Here is an 18,511-nt window from a genome sequence, read left to right on the forward strand (position 1 = left end):
ACTGGGGACAGGGTGGGGACCCTGGGAACGCACCAGGCCTGGAAGGCCGCCGCGACCGTGCTGGTCGTCGGCGGCCTTTCCGCGTGCGCCACCTATTACGTGCCGTCCGGGTCGGGGCGCGAGGCCGGCCTGATGCGGGTGACCGGCAGCTTCACCGAGCGGGGCTTGCGTCACTATGTCGCGGACTTCGACCCGGCCATGCTGGCCCTTGCCAAGCGTCACGACCCGCGTCCGCACAAGGACTACTGGGGCCGCGTCGAGGGCTGGGAGGTCATCAACCTGAAGGCCATCCCGCGCCTGGGCGACCGCGCGCCGGACTTCGACGAGGCGCGGGTGATCAACGCCCTGCGGCCGGCGGTCCCGGAAGAGCTGGAGGTCGCCAAGCCGTTCGTGCTGACGGGGACCGCCGACGCTCGCGCCAAGGCGCTGAACTGCCTGACCCAGGCGGTCTATTACGAGGCCGGGTTCGAGCCGGGCGAGGGCCAGATGGCCGTGGCCCAGACGGTGATCAACCGCATGCGCCACCCGGGCTATCCGAAGTCGATCTGCGGGGTGATCTACGAGGGCGCGGCGCGCGCTACCGGCTGCCAGTTCAGCTTCGCCTGCGACGGCTCTCTGGCCCGTGTTCCGCCGCCGGTGCTGTGGGCCAACGCCCAGGCCGTGGCCAAGCGGGCGCTGAGCGGCTTCGTGTTCAAGCCGGTGGGCGTGGCCACGCATTACCACGCTGACTATGTCTCGCCGTACTGGGCCCCGACCCTGGTCAAGCTGAAGCAGTTCGGCCAGCACATCTTCTATCGCTGGACGGGGCCAGCCGGCACGCTGAAGGCCTTCAACGGCCGCTATTCCGGCAATGAGACGGTCAGCGCCGACATCCTGATGGCCGCCGATCCGCGCACCCTGGAAGCGGCCACGCCCGAGATCCTGGCCGCCCAGAACGCGCCGGCCGCCCCGGCGGCGACGGGCGCCATGGCCCAGATGCTGGGGGTCTCGAACCTGGCCCTGCCCGACGCCAAGCTGGTCTCAGTGCCGGACGAGAACTCGCCGACCGGCGAGCGCCTCACCATGCAAGGCACGGTGGCGGGGCGACGGATTCCGACGGCCGACGAGATCGCAAGGATCAACAAGGCGCTGGAAGCGGTCAGCGAGCCCCCACCGGCGACCGTGCCGGCCCCGGCCGCACCGCCGCCACCGCCGCCAAAACCGAAGGCGCGGCCGCCGAGCTTGCTGAACCCGCTGAATTGATGCTCCCCCGCGATGCGGGGGAGCTGTCGGCGAAGCCGACTGAGGGGGCGAACTGGACGCATGCCGCGCTGGCCCCCTCCGGCCCTCTGGGCCACCTCCCCCGCATCGCGGGGGAGGATCTAGTTCAGATCACCAAACCCCAATTTTATTGGCCTCGGCATGGCTGATCGGATGGTGTGCGGCCTTGTGGTCTTCCTCGGCCAGGAAGCGCACGGCCTCCAGCGCGGCCATGCAGCCCATGCCGGCGGCCGTCACCGCCTGGCGGTAGACGTCGTCGGTCACGTCGCCGGCGGCGTAGACGCCCTCGATCGCGGTCGAGGCCGAGCCCGGCTTGACCTTCAGATAGCCGCCCGGACCCACTTCCAGCTGGCCGGCGAACAGCTCCGACGACGGGGCGTGGCCGATGGCGATGAACACGCCGTCGGCGGCGATCTGCGTGGTCTCGCCGGTCTTGATGTTCTTCAGGCGCGCGCCGGTGACGCCCATGGGATCGCTCGTGCCGGTGACCTCGTCGATGACGCTGTCCCACACCACCTCGATCTTCGGGTGGGCCAGCAGGCGCTCCTGCAGGATCTTTTCGGCGCGCAGCTCGTCCTTGCGGTGGACCAGGGTCACCTTGCTGGCGAAGTTGGTCAGGAACAGCGCCTCTTCGACGGCGGTGTTGCCGCCGCCGACCACGATGACGTCCTTGTTGCGATAGAAGAAGCCGTCGCAGGTGGCGCAGGCGGAAACGCCGAAGCCCTGATATTTGCTCTCGCTTTCCAGGCCCAGCCACTTGGCCTGGGCGCCGGTGGCGATGATGATCGTCTCGGCGATCCAGTCCTGGCCGCTGTCGGTCTTCACCGCGAACGGACGCTTGGACAGGTCGACTGAGGTGACGATGTCGCCGACGAACTCGGTGCCGACATGCTCGGCCTGGGCGCGCATCTGGTCCATCAGCCAGGGGCCCTGGATGACGTCGGCGAAGCCCGGATAGTTCTCGACATCGGTCGTGATGGTCAGCTGGCCGCCGGGCTGGATGCCCGCGATCAGCACGGGCTTCAGCAGCGCGCGGGCGGCATAGATGGCGGCGGTGTAGCCGGCGGGGCCCGAACCAATGATCAGGCAGCGGGTCTGGCGGGGAGCGGTCGTGGACATGGCGGATATCTAGGCGCGATTCCGCTCCGGCGCTATATTGTGGGGTCCGGTTGAAGCCGTTTGGGTTCTAAATTCCGTGACTGAAATGCCTGTTGGGCGCCGGAATCTTGCGGCCTTCCGCGCGGGCGTGGCTCATCCAGTCTTCGATCGCCGCGCGAACGTTCCGCAGCGCCTCGACTTCGGTTTCACCGTCTGACATGCAGCCGGGAAGATCGGGCACGGTGGCCAGGAACCCTCCACCGTCTTCGATGGAGAGCGGTTCGACAACGATGCTGTAGCCGTCGTCAGGCATCGTTCGCGGGTCCCGTCACACGTCCAAGGTAGGTCACGAGCTGTTTGATGTACACCGGCTTGATCGGACGGCGCGCCGGAATCGTAAGGATTCCAACGCTCGAAGGGTGCGACAGCGTATAGTGAGAACCGCCGGACGGCGCTCTGCAGGTCACGCCAAAATGACGGCAGACCGCTTCGACGTCACCGATACGCCAATCGCCCTTGGGGTTCGCCGCCATCGCCGCCAACAGCTTCGCGCCCTGAGACAAGGTTCCTCCGTCAATACGGAGAACAAATTGAGCACGAAAAGGCTGTTCTGTGCAATTGACTCAATCATGAGTTTTGTATCGCGCCGGCGGCGATTGACGCCTCATCCACCTTTCCGGGGTTAAACTGGCGGCAACCACGTTTTCGGGTGACAGGACCCAAGGACCAAGCCATGTCCGCCCCCTTCATCGAGATCGCCGGCCGCAAGATCGGCGCTGCCTTCCCGCCGTATGTGATCTGCGAGCTGTCGGGCAATCACAATGGCAGCCTCGACCGCTGTCTTCAGATGGTCGACGCCGCCGCCGACACCGGCTGCGACGCCATCAAGATCCAGACCTACACCGCCGATACCATCACGCTGAACGTCGACCGTCCGGAGTTCAGGATCCACGGCGGCCTGTGGGACGGGCGCACGCTCTACGAACTCTACCAGGAAGCCCAGACGCCGTTCGAGTGGCACGCGGCGATCTTCGAGCGCGCCCGCCAGCGCGGGGTGACGATCTTCTCCAGCCCCTTCGACGAGACCGCCGTCGACCTGCTGGACGGGCTGGACGCACCGGCCTTCAAGATCGCCTCGTTCGAGGCTGTCGACCTGCCGCTGATCAAGTACGCCGCCTCCAAGGGCAAGCCGCTGATCATCTCGACCGGCATGGCCAACCTGCAGGAGATGCAGACGGCGCTGGACACCGCTCTGGGCGCGGGCGCGGCGGGCGTGCTGCTGCTGCACTGCGTGTCGAGCTATCCGGCGACCTTCGCCGACGCCAATGTGCGCAATGTTCCGGACATGGCCGCCCGCTTCGGCTGCCCGATCGGCCTGTCGGACCATACGCCGGGCACGGCCGCATCGGTGGCGGCGGTGTCGCTGGGCGCCTGCGTGATCGAGAAGCACTTCACCCTGGCCCGCGCCGACGGCGGCCCCGACGCCGCCTTCAGCCTGGAGCCCGCCGAATTCAAGGCCCTGGTCGACGACACCAAGAACGCCTGGGCCTCGCTGGGCGCGGCCCACTACGACGTGCTGGGCGCCGAGCAGGGCTCGTTGCTGTTCCGTCGCTCGCTCTATGTCACCGTCGACATCAAGGCTGGCGAGACGCTGTCTCGCGCCAACATCCGCTCGGTCCGCCCCGGCAACGGCCTGCCGCCGGGCGAGCTGGACAATGTCCTGGGCAAGACCGCGACCCGCGACATCGCGCGCGGCGAGCCGCTGGACTGGTCGATGGTCGGTTAGGCCGCGACGGTCACCGGGATCCGCAGGAAGACGTTCCCCGCTGCGGTGGGCTCGGGCAAGGCGCCGGCGCGGATGTTCACCTGCAGCGAGGGCAGGATCAGGGTCGGGGCGGCCAGGGTGGCGTCGCGGGCCTGGCGCAGGGCTACGAAGGCCTCCTCGCTGACATCGCCGCCCACGTGGACGTTACGGTCCCGCTCCTCGGCCACGGTGGTTTCCCAGCGATAGTCCGAACGGCCCTCTGGCAGATAGTCGTGGCCGACGAAGATCCGCGTTTGCGCTGGCAGCTCCAACACCTTGCGGATCGAGCGGTACAGCGTGCGCGCGTCGCCGCCCGGGAAGTCGGCGCGGGCGGTGCCGTAGTCGGGCATGAACAGGGTGTCGCCGACGAACGCCGCGTCGCCGATAAGATAGGTCAGGCAGGCCGGGGTGTGGCCGGGCGTATGCAGGGCGCCGATGGTCAGCTCGCCCAGCGGCAGGCTGTCGCCCTCGTTCATCAGCACGTCGAACACCGCGCCGTCGGCGGCGATCTCCGCCTCGAACACCGGGATGAAGGTTTTCTGCACCTCGACGATGCTGGCGCCGATGACGATCTTCGCGCCGGTCTGGCGGCGCAGGTAGTCGGCGGCGGTCAGGTGGTCGGCGTGGGCGTGGGTCTCCAGCACATAGGCCAGGGTCAGGCCCTGGGCCTGGACGGCCGCGAGCAGGGCGTCGGCCGAACGCGTCGAAAGCCGCCCGGCCTTGGGCTCGAAGTCGAGAACCGGATCGATGATGGCGGCCACGCGCGTGGCGGGATCGGTGACCAGATAGCTGACCGTGAAGGTCGCCGGATCGAAAAACGCTTGAACCTCGGGTCGCATCGTTTGAGCCTCCAAATGAGCGGGGCCTTCATATAAGGACTTGCTAATTTAGCATAAGCTAATATATGGCGCTCATGTTTGATCTCTCGCGTTTCGACGTCGGCCAGTTCGAGGCCAGCGCCGCGGAAGCCGCCCGGCTCCTGCGCGCCCTGGCCAATGAGCGGCGGCTGATGATCCTTTGCCAGCTCGCCGAGGGCGAACGGTCGGTGGGGCAGATCCAGCCCCTGGTCGGCCTGTCGCAGTCGGCGCTCTCGCAACACCTGGCGGTGTTGCGGGATGAGGGGGTCGTGGCTGCGCGCCGCGAAGCCCAAACGGTCTGGTACCGGATCGCCGATCCCGCCGCTCTGAAGGTGGTTGGCGTCCTCGCGGAGATCTTCTGTCCCCCAGCAGAGAGCGCCGCCCATGACCTCCCCGATACTGACGTCACTGACGCCTGACGACGTCGCCCAGCGCCTGCTGGACGGCCGAGCCGTCCTCGTCGACATCCGCGAGCCCGACGAGTTCGCCCGCCGACGCGCGCGGGGCGCTCTGTCGCGGCCTGTCTCGACCCTGGACGCCAAGGGCCTGAGCCTGCCGGACGCCCGGGAGGTGGTCTTCACCTGTCGTTCGGGCATGCGTACGACGGCCAACGCCCAACGCCTGGCCACGGCCTGCGGCGCGCGCGCCTATGTGCTGAACGGAGGGCTCGACGCCTGGGACGCCGCCGGCCTGCCGGTCGAGCGGGACCTGAAGGCGCCGCTGGAAATCATGCGCCAGGTGCAGATCGCCGCCGGCCTGCTGGTGGTGCTGGGCGTCGTGCTGGGCCTGACCGTCTCGCCGCTGTTCCTGGGCGTCGCAGCCTTTGTCGGGCTGGGCCTGACCTTCGCGGGCGTCACCGGCTTCTGCGGCATGGCGCGCCTGCTGGCCCTTGCGCCCTGGAACCGCCCGGCGTCGGCGTAAGGCGATGGACATCAGCTTGCTCGCGGCCCTGCTCAGCGGGGCGCTGGTCGCCCTGCTGCTGACCCTGTTCGGCGGCGGCGGGTCGGTGCTGGCCACGCCCCTGCTGCTGTATGTCGTCGGGGTCAGGGACCCGCACGTGGCGATCGGAACCTCGGCGGCCGCCGTGGCGGTCAACGCGGCGGCCGGCCTGGCGGCCCAGGCCCGCGCGGGCAGGGTCAAGTGGCCCTGCGCCCTGACCTTCGGCGCGCCCGGCCTGGTCGGCTCGCTGGTCGGCGCGCACCTGGCCAAGGCTGTCGCGGGCCAGCACCTGCTGCTCGGGTTCGCCGCGGCCATGGCCGCCGTGGGCCTGTCGATGTTCCGCGCCCCCGGCTCGCCCGGCGATCCCGACGTGCGTATCGATCCGGCCAAGGCTGTCCGCCTGGTCCCTATCGGAGCGGCCACGGGACTGGCGGCCGGCTTCTTCGGGATCGGCGGCGGCTTCCTGATCGCACCGGGCCTGATGGCGGCCACCGGCATGACCCTGGCCAATGCGGCGGCCTCGTCGCTGGTGTCGGTCACCCTGTTTGGCGCGGCCACCAGCGTCAGCTACGCCGCCTCTGGCCTGGTGGACGGACGCCTGTTCCTGGCCCTGGTGGTCGGCGGCGCTTTCGGCGTTGTCGCGGGCGCGCGCCTGGCCCCGCGCCTGGCGGCCAGGGCGGGCCTCGCCCGTCGCTTGTTCGCGGCGATGATCGTCGCCACCGCCGCCTATGTCGCCTGGCGGGCCTTGAGCTAGTTCGCGATCAATCCCAGCCGCTTGGCCGTGATCTGGTCCAGCGTCCGCTTCGGCAGGATCTCCGTCATCAGCACCTGCATCGGCGAGGGCGAGACGACGTAACGGACCTTGGGCCTCCGGGCCGTCAGCGCCGTGTGGATGACCTCGCCGATCTTCTCCGGCGCCAGGCCGGACTTGCCGATCGACAGCATATAGGTCCTCAGGCGCTCCAGGGCCGGGGCGTAGACGGTGTTGGCGTAGCGGGTGGTGTCGATCTGGTCGGCCTTGTCCCAGATCGGGGTGGCGACCGCGCCGGGGGCAACGATCACGACGTCGACACCGAAGGGCATCAGCTCGCGGCGCAGGGATTCCGACAGGCCCTCCAGCCCGAACTTGGTCGTGCAGTAGGGGGCCATGAACGGGTTGGCGTTGCGGCCGCCGACCGACGAGATGTTGACGATCCGGCCAGGGTCCTTGACCGGCCCGCCGCCCGCGCCGAGCAGGGGCGCGAAGGTCTGGGTGGCGATGACCACGCCGGTCAGGTTGACCTCCAGCTGCTGGCGCCACTCGTCGACAGGCAGGTACAGCAGCGGTCCGGCCACGGCGACGCCGGCATTGTTGACCAGGCCCGCCAGAGTCGCGCCGGCCAGGGCCCTCTCGACCTGACGCGCGGCGGCCCGGGCCCCGGGGCCGTCGGTGACGTCGAAGATCAGTGGCGTGAAGGCCTCGCCGAACTCGGCCTGCAGCCGGTTGGCGTCGGCCTGCTTGCGGACGCTGCCGAAGACGCGGAAGCCGTTGCCGATCAGAACCTTGGCGGCCGCCCAGCCGATCCCGGTCGATACCCCGGTGATCACCACCGATTTCTTCTGCGCCATGTCGCCCCCTCGCTTGGTTACGGCCAAGATAGGGGCAGGCGAACGCTGTTCGCTAGAGGGTTTGGTTGTCGCATATGGCGAGGAACGCTTCCGCCGCCCGATCCGCGCCCCCTCCGTCGCAGACGGCGGCGCTGGCGGTCGACAGGGCCGCGCGCTTGTCGGCGTCGGCCAGCAGCGCTTGCACCGCGTCGACGAAGGCAGTTTCGAAGTCGAACGCATCGACCGCCAGGCACGGCGTGACCCCGGCGGCCTCCAGGGCGCGCGCGGCGGCGACCTGATTGTCGGCCAGGATCAGGGTCAGGGCGGGCAGGGCCAGGACGCAGCGCTCCCAGGTCGTCGAGCCGCCCGCCCCGATGGCCAGGTCGGCGTCGAAGACCAGTTCCGGCATGTGCTGGGTGTCGACGTGAAGCGCCAGGCGCGGGTCGTCGGCCGCCAGGGCCCAGAGGTCCGCGAGGCTGGGCGCGCCGCCGCCCAGGACGACATCCAGCGTCACCGCCCCGATGATCGGGCGCAGCAGGCCGACCACGCGGCCGGTGATCCCGCCGACGTCGGTCAGGCCCAGCGAGACCAGGATCCGGCGCACGGGCGCGCGCTCGGCGCGGCGGGCCAGGGCGGCCTCCCGCAAGGCCGCGAAGGCCGGGCGGACGGGGGCGTAGCCGGGGCCGAGCAACAGCCTGGCGGCCGGCGGGACAAGGCCGGCATAGTCCTCAGCAGTCCGCGCTGGGCCGGAGTCCAGGACGAGATCGGCGGCCAGCGGACGGTTGGCCAGGTCGTCGATGACCAGGCTCGGGCGACCCTTGGCGACCGCGCGGTGGTCATCGGCGGTGAGGGCGTAGCTGTCGAACACCAGGGCGTCGAAGTCGTCGTCGCTGTTGACCCGCGCCATGTCCGGCGCAAAGGCGTCCAGCACCTTGGCGACCTCGGGCGAGTCCATGAACGCGCAGCCCGCCCCGCGCGCCTCCAAGGCTCGCGCCAGGGTCAAGGACCGCATCACATGGCCGCCGCCGACAGCGGGACCGGCCGCGCAGACGAATAGGATGCGGGTCATGTCAGCGGTCGCCGCCGTAGGAGGCTAATTCCGGATGAGTTGCGCGAAGAGTGGCGAGGGTCAGCGGCGATCGCTGCGCATAGAAAGCCAGAACACCACGAACGCGGCGGCGGCGAACGCCAAGCCCATGAGGGCGAACTGAACGAGAGGGTCCATTTTAGTCCTCCACTTGCCTTAAAATGTAGTGGAGTACGATCTGGAGGGCAACGACCACGGCGCTGATGACAAGAGCGCCCAGCAGGTTGAAACGACCGGCCATGAGCGGTTGAAGGCCCGCCGAAATGAATAGGGCTACAGACAAGGCGTTGCAGGTGGCAGCGAACGCTTTCCGGCGCTCGTTCCGCGCGGCCTTGCTGATCAACCGTGAGTCTTCACTCTCAACCATGTCGCGAACATAACGCGAACATTCGCGCGCTCGCAAGCAGCAAAAATCAGGTTTTTTCTTTTGCCGCCCGGGGCTTCCTAGGCTTCGGCGCGGGTTTTTCGGTGGGCGTTTCCGCACCCCTCTCGACCGTTTTCGCCCGAGGCTTGCGCTTCGGTTTCGGCGCGTCCGCGACCGCTGCGGCCTCCGCCTCGACCACCGGCTGCGGGATCTCCACCCCGATCCGGCCCAGCACTTCCCGCGCCGCGCGGTCGGTCTCGTTGACCGGAGCGTAGGTCCAGCCGTGGAAGGCGCCGCCGTAAGGCCGCGCCGCGCCCTGGCTTTCCAGCTCCTCGTGGAACATGCGGAACTTCAGGCTGGAACCGTCCATCTTCAGCACGAACACCGGCTTGCCCGTCGAGGCCGCCTCGGTGGCCATGTTGGTCGAGTCCTCGGTGACGAGGATGTAGTCGGCGCCGGCCAGGAAGGCAAAATAGGGGTTCGGCCCCTCGCCATCCCAGACCACGCCCGGCAGGTGGCGCAGACGAGCGGTCATCAGGGCGCGGGCCGGCTCGGGCGTGCGCCGCGAGAAGGTCATGAGCAAGGACCCGCCGTCCTGCTCCAGCGGGATCTGGATCGAGTGGGCGATCTGGGCCGCGCGCTCGCTGGAAAGGTCAAAGGCCTTGGACTTGCCGCCGACCAGCACGGCCACGCGCGGATGGGGCAGGGGATCGATGACGTCCGCGAAGGCCGCGTATTCGGTCTCGAGCCGGGCGGCGGTCACGCGGTGCGGCGATCCGGTGATCGGCAGGATGTTGTCGCCGGTCAGGCGGTCGTGCTTGGGCGGAATCACCAGGTCGAACATGGTGGCCGGCACGCGGGGGTCCTGGATCTGGACCACGAAGGTCTTGCCGCCAGACCAGCGTTTGGCGCGGATCGACAGCGGCAGGGTGGCGCGGCCGGCGGCGATCCACAGGTCCGGCCAGTCGCCGTCCTTGGCTTGGGGAATGCCGCTTTCCGGCGTCAGCCAGCGCTTGGGCAACAGGTTCAGCCACCACGGCAGGCGGCCGATATTGCCGCTCCAGCCCACGCGCTTGACGGTGACCTCGCAGGGAACCAGGCGCGCGATCGCCTCCGACAGGCCCACGACCTGGGCCTCGATGCCGGCCCGGCCGTCGGACACGGCCCACACTTTCAAGGGAGGTTTCGGCGTTTCGGCCAAGTGGCGACCCCGGGAACACGCAAACGAAACGAGGCCGCTCTAAAAAGCAGCCTCGCTCCATTGTACTCGATTTATGGCGCAGCTGGGGCGAACCGCCTTACAGCCACTCCACCTTGGTGATCTCGTAGGCCTTGGTGCCGCCGGGGGTGTTGACCTCGACCACCTCGCCGACTTCCTTGCCGATCATCGCGCGCGACAGCGGCGAGGACACGGAAATCCGGCCCGACTTCACGTCCGCCTCGTGCTCGCCGACGATCTGGTAGCGAGCCGAGTCCTCGGTGTCTTCGTCGATCACCGACACGGTCGCGCCGAACTTCACCTGCTTGCCCGACAGTTTCGACACGTCGATCACCTGAGCGCGCGCGATCTTGTCCTCGATCTCGGCGATCTGGCCTTCGATCCAGCCCTGACGTTCTTTCGCGGCGTGATACTCCGCGTTTTCCGACAGGTCACCATGCTGGCGCGCCTCAGCGATAGCGGCGATAACCGCCGGCCGTTCCACGGTCTTCAAACGCTTCAGTTCTTCGTCGAGGGTTTGATACCCACCGACGGTCATCGGCACTTTTTCCATTGCGGATTTTAGCTCGGACGCCTTGGGAGGAAAATTCTTCCGGTCGAGGGCGCTCACAACCGGGGGCTGGGAGGATAGGCGCCCAGCTCCGTAGACGCAAGGGGGGCGGCCAGCTTGTCCCCGAAGGCCGTGCGTCAGGCCCGGCGGCGGATCGGGCCAGCGTCGCGCGGCAGCTCGAACTGGCCCACCAGATCGGCCAGCAATGCGGCGTCGGCGTTAAGGGTCTGGGTGGCGACCGAGGTCTGCTCGACCATCCCGGCGTTCTCCTGCAGCACCTGATCCATCTGGTTGACGGCGCTGTTCACCTGGGAGAGGCCGTGGGCCTGGCTCTGCGCCGAGCTGGCGATCTCCGAGACCAGGGCGTCGATCTCGGCGATCTGGGCCACGATCTTCTCAAGCGCCGACCCCGTGCGGCCGACGAGACCGACGCCGGCGTCGACCTGCTGGGTCGAGGCGGTGATCAGGGCCCTGATTTCCTTGGCGGCCTCGGCGGAGCGTTGGGCCAGGGCCCGGACTTCCTGGGCGACGACCGCGAAACCCTTGCCGCTGTCGCCGGCGCGGGCGGCTTCGACCCCAGCATTGAGGGCCAGAAGGTTGGTCTGGAAGGCGATCTCGTCGATGACCGAGATGATATTGTTGATTTCCTGAGACGAGCTCTCGATGGCGGTCATGGCCGCGACGGCCTGCTGCACCACCTCGCCCGAGTCGCGGACATCGTCCCGCGTGCGGGCGACGACGTCGGCGGCCTTCTTGGCCCCGGAGGCTGTCTGGCCGACCGTGACGGTGATCTCGTCCATCGCCGCGGCGGTCTCTTCCAGGTTGGCGGCCTGGCGCTCGGTGCGGCGCGCCAGGTTGACCGAGGCGTCGGCGATCTGGTCGGAGCCGGCGCGCACGCCGTCTACGCGGCCCTCGATCACGCTCAGGGCGTCGGCCAGCTTGGCGGCGGCGGTGTTATAGTCGGCGCGCAAGGCCTCGTAGGCTTCGGCGAAGCGCTGGTCCAGGCGGGTGGTCAGGTCGCCGCGCGCCATGCGCGAAAGGGCCTGGCCGATCGCAGCGATGGCGGCGTCGCGCTGCGCCTCGGCGCGCTCGCGCGCGGCCGTGTTGACCGCGCGGCTCTCTTCCTCGGAGCGACGGGCGCCCTCTGCGGCGTCATTGGCGGCCCGGGCTTCGCCGACGGCGTCCTCGGCCTTGGCGCGCGCGGTCTGGGCGACGGAGAACATCGAGTTGACGCTGGCGGTGACGGCGATCAGCGCCCCGGCCTCGACGATCAGGATCACCGCGTGGACGATGACGCGGCCCAGGCTGGCCGAGCCGGGGAACACGGCGTTGGGCAGAAGATACGACAGGCCCAGGTGATGGACCGCGACGGTGGCGGCGGCGGCGGCGATGACGATCCAGTCGCAATAGACGACCAACAGAGCCAGGGCCGCGAAATAGGCCATGTGCATGTCGGTCTGCCAGGCGTGGCCGCCCAGGGCCGAGACCAGCAGCGACACTTGCGCCATCAGGGCCACGCCGACCAGCGAGCGGCCGGCCGAGGTCTCGCCGCCGAAGCGCCACGCCAGGGTCGCCCCCGTCGCCGTCAACACCGAGGCGACGGCCAGGCCGACGAGGTTCCCGTGCACGGTGAGGCGCGCGGCCAGCACCACGGGGATCATCAACCAGGCCAGGGTAGAGACCAGCTTGCCGCCAACCCGGCGTTGGGCGTCGAGGTTCGAGAAGGCGAGGTTCATGACGAGGACTTACTCACGGAAAAGGCTTGGATCGGACGCGCGCAGGCGCCGGCGAGAGCGGGATCGAACAGGGCCAGAGCGCCGGCGGACCGGGCGCGCTGGGAGAGGTCGGCGGGCGTCTTGGTGTCCGAAGAGGCGCGCAGGATGACGATGAAGGGAACGGCGCCCACGCCGGCGATGTCGCCGGCCGAACCGGCCGCGCCGATCACGCGGGCCGGGCTCCACCAGGGCGGGAATACGGCGGCGACCCGTCCAGGCGTGCGGGGTTGCGCGTCCACGGCCGCCGCAGCGACCAGGCCAAGCGCGGCGCCGAGGATCGACAGAGCGACCGCGCCAGCGACGGCGGCCGGGTGGCGCGTCACGGGGGGCTGGATCGTCAAGGCGGGCGGTCTCCCTTGCGCCCTGGACTGAAGCAGGTGGGCGCACAGGGAGACTGTTGGGACGGACGTGGTTGGCGAAGTCTTAAGATCGGTTGATGGCGTCGGTTGGCCGCAGGCAGCGGCGCCTCACGCGTAGGCGTAGGGCCCGCCCTTCTGCAGCGCGCGTTGATAGGCGGGGCGGGCGTGGATCTTGGTCAGGAAGGCCTTCACGTGGGGACGGGTGTCCGCGCCGGCGCGGGCGGCGCCGGCTTCCAGAGGGAAGCTCATCATGATGTCGGCGGCGGTGAACTCGGCGCCCGCAAACCACGGGGTCTTGGTCAGCTCGGCCTCCCAGTAGTCGACATGGGCCTTCAGCTGCGGGTCGACGAAGCCCTGCTGGGCCCTGCTGGCGATCGACCTGACCAGGCCCTTCAGCAGGCCCGGCGCGCGGTCGGGCAGGGCGGTGAAGACCAGCTTCAGCAGCAGGGGCGTCATGGCCGAGCCCTCGGCATAGTGCAGCCAGTAAGTATAGCGCAGGCGCTCAGGACTGCCGGCGGCCGGGATCATCCGCCCCTGGCCGTAGGTCTCGATGATGTACTCCACGATCGCCCCGGTCTCGGCGATGACCTTGCCGCCCTCGGTGATCACTGGAGACTTGCCCAGCGGGTGGATCGCCTTCAGCTCCGGCGGCGCCAACATGGTCTTGGCGTCGCGCTCATAGCGCTTGACCTCGTAGGGAACGCCCAGCTCCTCGAGCAGCCAGAGCACGCGCTGGCTGCGCGAATTGTTGAGGTGATGGACGACGAGCATCGGGCGTTTTCCTCATTTGGATAACTTGATGCGAACGATGGTCGCCTGTTCAGCGTTCGGCAAGGTTTAGCTCTTCTTCTCTCGCCCTAGTCGAGTCGGGGGTGCGTAGGATGACCGGAGCGTTCAAGCGGTTGTCTTTGGCGGGGAAGCTGATGGCCGCGGGCGGCGCCGCCCTGGGCGTGCTGCTGCTGGTCGCCTCGCTGTTGATCAGCGTCAGCAGCGGCCAGGCCGTGCGGACCCTGGCCGAGCGCTACGCCGCCAGCCTGACCAGCGAAACCGCCATGGGGGTCAAGAACGACCTCGACGACGCCGATGCGGTGGTGCGCGCCGCCGCCGGCCTGTTCTCGGCCACCTACGCCGCCGGCCAGCGCGACCGCGCCGTCTACATGGCCCAGCTGAAGCCCATGGCCATCGCGTCCAAGGGGATGCTGGGCGGCTGGCTGATGTTCGAGCCCAACGCCCTGGGCGACGACGCCGCCGTGTCGGGCAAGGCCGAGCTGGGCTCGACCCCGCGGGGCCGCTTCATCGGCTACTGGGTGCGCGACGGCGAAACCCTGACGGCTGAACAAGGTGAAGATGGCGAGTTCAACGAGGCCTTCTTCACCACCAGCTTCACCAGCGGCAAGCCGGCGATCCTTGAGCCCTATTCCGACAATGTCGCCGACGGCGGCCAGCAGAAGCAGGTGCTGATGACCTCGATCACCTATCCGGTGGTCGCGGGCGGCAAGACCGTGGGCGTCATGGGCGCCGACCTTGCCCTGGGCGACATCGCCAGCCGCCTGAACGCCCTGAAGCCCTTCGACGACGGCCGCGCCATGCTGGTCTCGCCGGCCGGCCTGTGGGTCAGCCACCCCGACGCGGCCTTGCGGATGAAGGCCTATGCCGATCCTGGTCTCGACGTGGTCAAGCAGGTGATGGCCGACGGCAAGCCGGCCCTGATCCAGGGCGTCAAGCTGAACGGCCACAAGGCCCAGCGCCTGGTGGCCCCGGTCAGGCTGGCCTCGGGCGCGACCTGGGCGGTGGTGGCCGATGTCAGCGAGGCGGCCCTGCTGGCCCCCGCCCGCAAACTGGCCCTGGGCCTGGCGATCGGCGGCTTGGTGCTGCTGGCCGCCGCGCTGTCGGTGCTGGCCATCGCCTCGCGCAAGCTGATCGCCAAGCCGCTCCTGGGCCTTCGCGCCTCGGTGGGCGAGCTGGCCGAGCACCGCTATGACCAGCCCGTGGCCGAGACCGATCGCGCCGACGAGATCGGGGCCATCGCCCGCGCCCTTGAGACCCTGCGCGCCGAGCTGGCCAAGGCTCAGGCCCTGCGCGACCAGCAGGACGCCCTGCGCCGCGCCGCCGACGCCGACCGCGACCGCGCCGCCGCCTTGACGATGTCGATCGACGAGCAGACCGACGTAGTCCGTCAGGTCGGCGAGGCCCTGGCCGCCGTGGCCGAGGGCGATTTGTCCCGCCGCATCGCCGGCCCGTTCGCGCCGGTCTATGAGCCGCTGCGCGCCGACTTCAACACCGCCGTTCAGAGCCTGGAGCAGGCCATCGGCGAGATCGCCCAGGCCGCCGACGCCATCGGCGCGGCCAGCGACACCCTCAGCCGCTCCTCCACCGAACTGGCTCACCGCACCGAGCGCCAGGCCCAGGGGCTGGAGCGGGCCTCCGGCTCGCTGAACGCGGTGACCGGGGCCATGGGCGAGGCCGCCGCCGGAGCGGACGAAACCCGCCGCCTGGTCGCCTCGGCGCGGGGCGAGGCCGACGAGGGCGGCGGCGTGGTCGCCGAGGCCGCCCGCACCATGGGCGAGATCGACGCCTCCTCGCGCCAGATCGGCGACATTGTCGGCCTGATCGACGAGATCGCCTTCCAGACCAACCTGCTGGCGCTGAACGCCGGCGTCGAGGCCGCGCGCGCGGGCGAGGCCGGTCGCGGCTTCGCGGTGGTGGCCCAGGAGGTCCGGGCCCTGGCCCAGCGCTCGGCGGACTCAGCCAGGCAGATCAAGGGCCTGATCGTACAGTCCAACACGCGGGTCGAGGCGGGCGTGGCGCAGGTCGAGCGCACCGGCGCGGCCCTGCACGGCGTCGCGGGGCGCATGGCCGGCATCGACGCGGCCGCCACCCGCATCGCGTCGTCCGTGCGCGAGCAGGCCCAGGACCTGACCTCGGTCAATGCCGAGGTCGCGGCGATAGAGCGCTTCACGCAAGAGAACCTGGCCATGGTCGACCAGGCCCGCGTCGCCGACGCGGCGCTGGCGGGCCAAGGCGCGCGGTTGATGGAACTGGTCGGCCGCTTCCGCCTGGGCCGTGGCGGCGCTCGCCAGGTCGCCTAGAGCGCCGCTCAATCCCCGCGCAGCACCGGCGCGGGACGTTGTGACAGCGCCAGGCTGGCCGCGATCAGTCCGCCCAGGGTCGCCAGGCCTGTTGCGCCGAACAGCAGCGCCAGCACGCCGCTCCAGTCGACGCTCCAGCTGGCCTGGAACACCTTGACCACCACCGGCCAGGCGGCGGCGAAGCCGAAGGCCACGCCGGCCGCGCCCGCGATCAGGCCCACCGCGCCATATTCGATGACATAGGCGACCAGGATCTGGCCGCGCGTGGCGCCCAGCACCTTCAGCGTCGCGGCCTCGCGGGCCCGAGCCCTGGCCCCGGCGGCGATAGCCCCGGCCAGCACCAGCAGGCCCGCCAGGCCCGCGACCGCCGCCGCGCCGCGCACGGCGAGCGCCAGGCGGTCGAACAGGGCCGCCGCCGCGTCCAGCTGCTCGCGGACGCTGATCACGTTGACCCCCGGAAACACCTCGCCGAGCTTGCGGGTCAGGGCGGCTTCCTTGGTCCTGTCGAGGCGGGCGATGGCGACGCTGCGCAGCTCCGCGCCCTCCAGCGTGGCGGGGTTGAAGATCAGGTTGAAGCTGGGGCCGAAGCCGCCGAAGTCGATCTTGCGCAGCACGGCGACCTTGGCCTCGATCTCGCGGCCGAGCATCAGCACGGTGATGGTGTCGCCGACCTTGAGGCCCGCCGCCTGGGCGATCTCGGCGCTGAGGGCGACCTTGGGCGGCCCGGCGTCGTTCGCGGGCCACCAGCGGCCGGAGACGATGCCGGCGCTCTTGGGCTCCTTCGCCAGCAGCGACAGGCTGAGGTCGTTGTCGAAGGCCCAGCGTTCAGAGCTATTGATGGTCTTCACGTCGACCGGCTTGCCCTTCAGGGCGATGATCCGGCCGGTGGCGAACGGCATCCGCAGATAGGCGTCCTCGCGGAGCGGGCCGATCACGCCGGCCACGGCGGCGTCGAAGGCGGTGGCGCGGTCGCCGGGGATCTCGGTGAAGACCATGGCCGGGGCGGTGCGCGGGGCCACGTCGCTGACCTGGGCCAGCAGCGCCGACTGGATCAGCACTACGCAGGCCAGCAACGCCACGCCCAGGCCGATGGCCGGGCTGGCGGTCCGCGCCGCCGAGCCGGGACCCGCCAGATTGGCCAGGCCCAGCTTGACGGGACCGCGCGTCAGGCCGCGCGCCTTGCCCGCCAGCCACGCGGCCGAGCGGCCCAGAACGGTCAGCAGGCCGAAGGCGACGGCGACGCCGGCGATCATGATCGCCGCCGCCATCGGGGTCGGGGCGGTGGCGACCGCAAGGGCGGCCAGGCCCGCGCCGGCGACGACCGCGCCGATCGTCTCCAGGCCCAGCGGCAGGCGGGCCTTGGGCGCGCGGCGGAACAGGGCCGAGGGCGGGGTGACCCGGGCGCGGGCCAGCGGGATCAGCGAGAAGGCCGCCGCCGCCAGGATCCCGAACAGTCCGGCCTTGGCCAGCGGCCAGGGATAGACCTTGAACAGGGCGGGGATCGGCAGGCTCGAGCCGGCCAGCTGGCCCAGCACCAGGGGCGCGACGGCCCCGACCGCCAGGCCGATGGCGACCCCCAGCAAGGCCAGCACCCCGATCTGGATCAGGTGCAGGTCGCGGATCAGGCCGCTCTCTGCCCCCAGGGCCTTGAGCACGGCGATGGCTGGCTCGCGGGTCGATAGATAGGCCGATACGGCGCCCGCCACGCCCAGGCCGCCGGCCACCAGCGAAGCCAGGCCGATGAAGCCCAGGAAGTATTCCAGTTGGTCGATCAGCCTCCGCGCGCCCGGCGCGCTGTCCAGGCGGTCGCGGACTCGCAGGTGGGCGTCCGGCAGCGCCGCCTGCACGGCCTTGCCGATCGCGCGCGGATCCTCGCTGGGCTTCAGCGCCACGCGGACGGTGCGACTGGTGAGGCCGCCCGGCGCGAGCAGGCCGGAGCGCTCCAGCACCTCGCTACGGATCAGCACGCGCGGGGCCATCGAGAAGCCGCGCGACAGGCCGTCGGGCTCGCTGACGAGACGGGCGCGCACGACCAGAGTCATCGGGCCGGCCTCGAACCGGTCGCCGATCTTCAGGTGCAGGCGGTCCAGCAGCGCCGGCTCGACCGCCGCGCCGGGCAGGCCGTCGCGGTCGGCGAGGGCGGCGGCCAGGTTCGGCGCGCCCTCCAGGGTCACCGTCCCGGCCAGCGGGAAGCGCCCGTCGACGCCGCGTAGGCTGACCAGCCGGCGGTCGCCGGTGGGGGCTTGCGCCATGGCGCGGGCCACGGCGGCGTAGGTCGTGACGCCCAGCTTGTCGAAGGCGGCGCGCTCCTTGTCGGTGAAGTCGCGGTTCTCGACCGAGAACGACAGGTCTCCGCCCAGGATCTCGCGCGCCTGGCTGGCCAGGCCCTGGCGGAAGGCCTCGGCCGTCGAGCCGGCGGCGGCGATGGCCGCCACGCCCAGCGCCAGGCAGGCCAGGAAGATGCGGAAGCCGCGCACGCCCGAGCGCAGCTCGCGACCCGCGAGGCGGAAAGAGAGAGGCATG

General features: G+C 70.1%; 19 protein-coding genes. 6 read left to right on the forward strand and 13 right to left on the reverse strand.

Annotated features, from left to right (window positions below; all coding sequences use genetic code 11):
- Nucleotides 1-12: 12 nt before the first annotated feature.
- Nucleotides 13-1,242 (forward strand): cell wall hydrolase, encoded by a 1,230-nt coding sequence (locus CSW62_RS04175; RefSeq protein WP_099575923.1) that lies wholly within the window; start codon nucleotides 13-15, stop codon nucleotides 1,240-1,242.
- A 129-nt stretch (nucleotides 1,243-1,371) separates the two neighbouring features.
- On the opposite strand, the gene trxB is transcribed toward CSW62_RS04175, so the two are convergent.
- From trxB to CSW62_RS04190, 3 genes are all read right to left on the reverse strand, one after another.
- Nucleotides 1,372-2,379 (reverse strand): thioredoxin-disulfide reductase, encoded by a 1,008-nt coding sequence (trxB, locus tag CSW62_RS04180; protein ID WP_099575924.1) that lies wholly within the window; start codon nucleotides 2,377-2,379, stop codon nucleotides 1,372-1,374.
- Between the two features lie 67 nt (nucleotides 2,380-2,446).
- The gene (locus CSW62_RS04185) at nucleotides 2,447-2,671 is read right to left on the reverse strand and encodes a type II toxin-antitoxin system HicB family antitoxin (protein WP_099575925.1); all 225 of its coding nucleotides are present in this window, start codon (nucleotides 2,669-2,671) and stop codon (nucleotides 2,447-2,449) included.
- Nucleotides 2,664-2,921, reverse strand: a complete 258-nt coding sequence (locus CSW62_RS04190) for a hypothetical protein (RefSeq protein WP_099575926.1) — start codon at nucleotides 2,919-2,921, stop codon at nucleotides 2,664-2,666. The genes CSW62_RS04185 and CSW62_RS04190 overlap by 8 nt, the downstream gene beginning before the upstream one ends.
- 170 nt (nucleotides 2,922-3,091) lie before the next feature.
- Between CSW62_RS04190 and pseI the strand changes: the two genes are divergently transcribed.
- Nucleotides 3,092-4,144 carry a pseudaminic acid synthase gene (gene pseI, locus CSW62_RS04195; protein WP_099575927.1) on the forward strand — a complete coding sequence of 351 codons (1,053 nt, stop codon included), beginning with the start codon at nucleotides 3,092-3,094 and terminating at the stop codon, nucleotides 4,142-4,144.
- Here pseI and CSW62_RS04200 read toward each other — a convergent pair.
- Nucleotides 4,141-5,001 carry an MBL fold metallo-hydrolase gene (locus tag CSW62_RS04200; RefSeq protein ID WP_099575928.1) on the reverse strand — a complete coding sequence of 287 codons (861 nt, stop codon included), beginning with the start codon at nucleotides 4,999-5,001 and terminating at the stop codon, nucleotides 4,141-4,143. The genes pseI and CSW62_RS04200 overlap by 4 nt on opposite strands.
- Before the next feature lie 74 nt (nucleotides 5,002-5,075).
- Here CSW62_RS04200 and CSW62_RS04205 point away from each other — a divergent pair, with 74 nt between their 5' ends.
- The 3 genes from CSW62_RS04205 to CSW62_RS04215 are packed head-to-tail and all read left to right on the forward strand — an operon-like array spanning nucleotide 5,076 to nucleotide 6,712.
- Nucleotides 5,076-5,438 (forward strand): helix-turn-helix transcriptional regulator, encoded by a 363-nt coding sequence (locus tag CSW62_RS04205; RefSeq protein ID WP_199170706.1) that lies wholly within the window; start codon nucleotides 5,076-5,078, stop codon nucleotides 5,436-5,438.
- Nucleotides 5,404-5,940 carry a rhodanese-like domain-containing protein gene (locus CSW62_RS04210; RefSeq protein ID WP_099575930.1) on the forward strand — a complete coding sequence of 179 codons (537 nt, stop codon included), beginning with the start codon at nucleotides 5,404-5,406 and terminating at the stop codon, nucleotides 5,938-5,940. The genes CSW62_RS04205 and CSW62_RS04210 overlap by 35 nt, the downstream gene beginning before the upstream one ends.
- A gap of 4 nt (nucleotides 5,941-5,944) precedes the next feature.
- The gene (locus tag CSW62_RS04215; RefSeq protein WP_099575931.1) at nucleotides 5,945-6,712 is read left to right on the forward strand and encodes a sulfite exporter TauE/SafE family protein; all 768 of its coding nucleotides are present in this window, start codon (nucleotides 5,945-5,947) and stop codon (nucleotides 6,710-6,712) included.
- On the opposite strand, the gene CSW62_RS04220 is transcribed toward CSW62_RS04215, so the two are convergent.
- From CSW62_RS04220 to CSW62_RS04255, 8 genes are all read right to left on the reverse strand, one after another.
- Nucleotides 6,709-7,566, reverse strand: a complete 858-nt coding sequence (locus tag CSW62_RS04220; protein WP_099575932.1) for an SDR family NAD(P)-dependent oxidoreductase — start codon at nucleotides 7,564-7,566, stop codon at nucleotides 6,709-6,711. The genes CSW62_RS04215 and CSW62_RS04220 overlap by 4 nt on opposite strands.
- A 52-nt stretch (nucleotides 7,567-7,618) precedes the next feature.
- A complete protein-coding gene (pseG, locus tag CSW62_RS04225) occupies nucleotides 7,619-8,614 on the reverse strand; it encodes a UDP-2,4-diacetamido-2,4,6-trideoxy-beta-L-altropyranose hydrolase (protein ID WP_099575933.1) in 996 nt (331 codons plus the stop codon).
- Between the two features lie 157 nt (nucleotides 8,615-8,771).
- Nucleotides 8,772-8,975 (reverse strand): hypothetical protein, encoded by a 204-nt coding sequence (locus CSW62_RS04230; protein ID WP_233206610.1) that lies wholly within the window; start codon nucleotides 8,973-8,975, stop codon nucleotides 8,772-8,774.
- Nucleotides 8,976-9,045: 70 nt separating this feature from the next.
- Nucleotides 9,046-10,197: a mitochondrial fission ELM1 family protein gene (locus CSW62_RS04235; RefSeq protein WP_099575935.1), complete on the reverse strand. Its 1,152-nt coding sequence runs from the start codon at nucleotides 10,195-10,197 to the stop codon at nucleotides 9,046-9,048.
- Nucleotides 10,198-10,294: 97 nt separating this feature from the next.
- A complete protein-coding gene (greA, locus tag CSW62_RS04240; RefSeq protein ID WP_099575936.1) occupies nucleotides 10,295-10,768 on the reverse strand; it encodes a transcription elongation factor GreA in 474 nt (157 codons plus the stop codon).
- 134 nt (nucleotides 10,769-10,902) lie between these two features.
- On the reverse strand, nucleotides 10,903-12,501 hold the full coding sequence (locus CSW62_RS04245) for a methyl-accepting chemotaxis protein (protein ID WP_099575937.1): 1,599 nt from the start codon (nucleotides 12,499-12,501) through the stop codon (nucleotides 10,903-10,905).
- Nucleotides 12,498-12,881: a hypothetical protein gene (locus CSW62_RS04250; RefSeq protein ID WP_099575938.1), complete on the reverse strand. Its 384-nt coding sequence runs from the start codon at nucleotides 12,879-12,881 to the stop codon at nucleotides 12,498-12,500. Before CSW62_RS04250 ends, CSW62_RS04245 begins: the two co-directional genes overlap by 4 nt.
- Nucleotides 12,882-13,007: 126 nt before the next feature.
- Entirely contained in the window at nucleotides 13,008-13,670 is a 663-nt protein-coding gene (locus tag CSW62_RS04255; RefSeq protein WP_099575939.1) for a glutathione S-transferase family protein, read from the reverse strand.
- 110 nt (nucleotides 13,671-13,780) lie between these two features.
- Between CSW62_RS04255 and CSW62_RS04260 the strand changes: the two genes are divergently transcribed.
- The gene (locus tag CSW62_RS04260; protein ID WP_099575940.1) at nucleotides 13,781-15,988 is read left to right on the forward strand and encodes a methyl-accepting chemotaxis protein; all 2,208 of its coding nucleotides are present in this window, start codon (nucleotides 13,781-13,783) and stop codon (nucleotides 15,986-15,988) included.
- An 8-nt stretch (nucleotides 15,989-15,996) separates the two neighbouring features.
- Here CSW62_RS04260 and CSW62_RS04265 read toward each other — a convergent pair whose 3' ends face one another.
- Nucleotides 15,997-18,510: an ABC transporter permease gene (locus tag CSW62_RS04265; RefSeq protein ID WP_099575941.1), complete on the reverse strand. Its 2,514-nt coding sequence runs from the start codon at nucleotides 18,508-18,510 to the stop codon at nucleotides 15,997-15,999.
- Nucleotide 18,511: the final 1 nt, after the last annotated feature.

Source organism: Caulobacter sp. FWC2, assembly GCF_002742625.1.
Classification (GTDB): Bacteria; Pseudomonadota; Alphaproteobacteria; order Caulobacterales; family Caulobacteraceae; genus Caulobacter.

What these genes read in the sequence shown, in the direction of transcription:
- trxB (WP_099575924.1), bottom strand. Translation starts at nt 2,379, where the DNA reads ATGTCCACGACCGCTCCCCGCCAGACCCGCTGCCTGATCATTGGTTCG.
- CSW62_RS04185 (WP_099575925.1), bottom strand. Translation starts at nt 2,671, where the DNA reads ATGCCTGACGACGGCTACAGCATCGTTGTCGAACCGCTCTCCATCGAA.
- pseI (WP_099575927.1), top strand. Translation starts at nt 3,092, where the DNA reads ATGTCCGCCCCCTTCATCGAGATCGCCGGCCGCAAGATCGGCGCTGCC.
- CSW62_RS04200 (WP_099575928.1), bottom strand. Translation starts at nt 5,001, where the DNA reads ATGCGACCCGAGGTTCAAGCGTTTTTCGATCCGGCGACCTTCACGGTC.
- CSW62_RS04205 (WP_199170706.1), top strand. Translation starts at nt 5,076, where the DNA reads ATGTTTGATCTCTCGCGTTTCGACGTCGGCCAGTTCGAGGCCAGCGCC.
- CSW62_RS04210 (WP_099575930.1), top strand. Translation starts at nt 5,404, where the DNA reads ATGACCTCCCCGATACTGACGTCACTGACGCCTGACGACGTCGCCCAG.
- CSW62_RS04215 (WP_099575931.1), top strand. Translation starts at nt 5,945, where the DNA reads ATGGACATCAGCTTGCTCGCGGCCCTGCTCAGCGGGGCGCTGGTCGCC.
- CSW62_RS04220 (WP_099575932.1), bottom strand. Translation starts at nt 7,566, where the DNA reads ATGGCGCAGAAGAAATCGGTGGTGATCACCGGGGTATCGACCGGGATC.
- pseG (WP_099575933.1), bottom strand. Translation starts at nt 8,614, where the DNA reads ATGACCCGCATCCTATTCGTCTGCGCGGCCGGTCCCGCTGTCGGCGGC.
- greA (WP_099575936.1), bottom strand. Translation starts at nt 10,768, where the DNA reads ATGGAAAAAGTGCCGATGACCGTCGGTGGGTATCAAACCCTCGACGAA.
- CSW62_RS04245 (WP_099575937.1), bottom strand. Translation starts at nt 12,501, where the DNA reads ATGAACCTCGCCTTCTCGAACCTCGACGCCCAACGCCGGGTTGGCGGC.
- CSW62_RS04255 (WP_099575939.1), bottom strand. Translation starts at nt 13,670, where the DNA reads ATGCTCGTCGTCCATCACCTCAACAATTCGCGCAGCCAGCGCGTGCTC.
- CSW62_RS04260 (WP_099575940.1), top strand. Translation starts at nt 13,781, where the DNA reads ATGACCGGAGCGTTCAAGCGGTTGTCTTTGGCGGGGAAGCTGATGGCC.
- CSW62_RS04265 (WP_099575941.1), bottom strand. Translation starts at nt 18,510, where the DNA reads ATGCCTCTCTCTTTCCGCCTCGCGGGTCGCGAGCTGCGCTCGGGCGTG.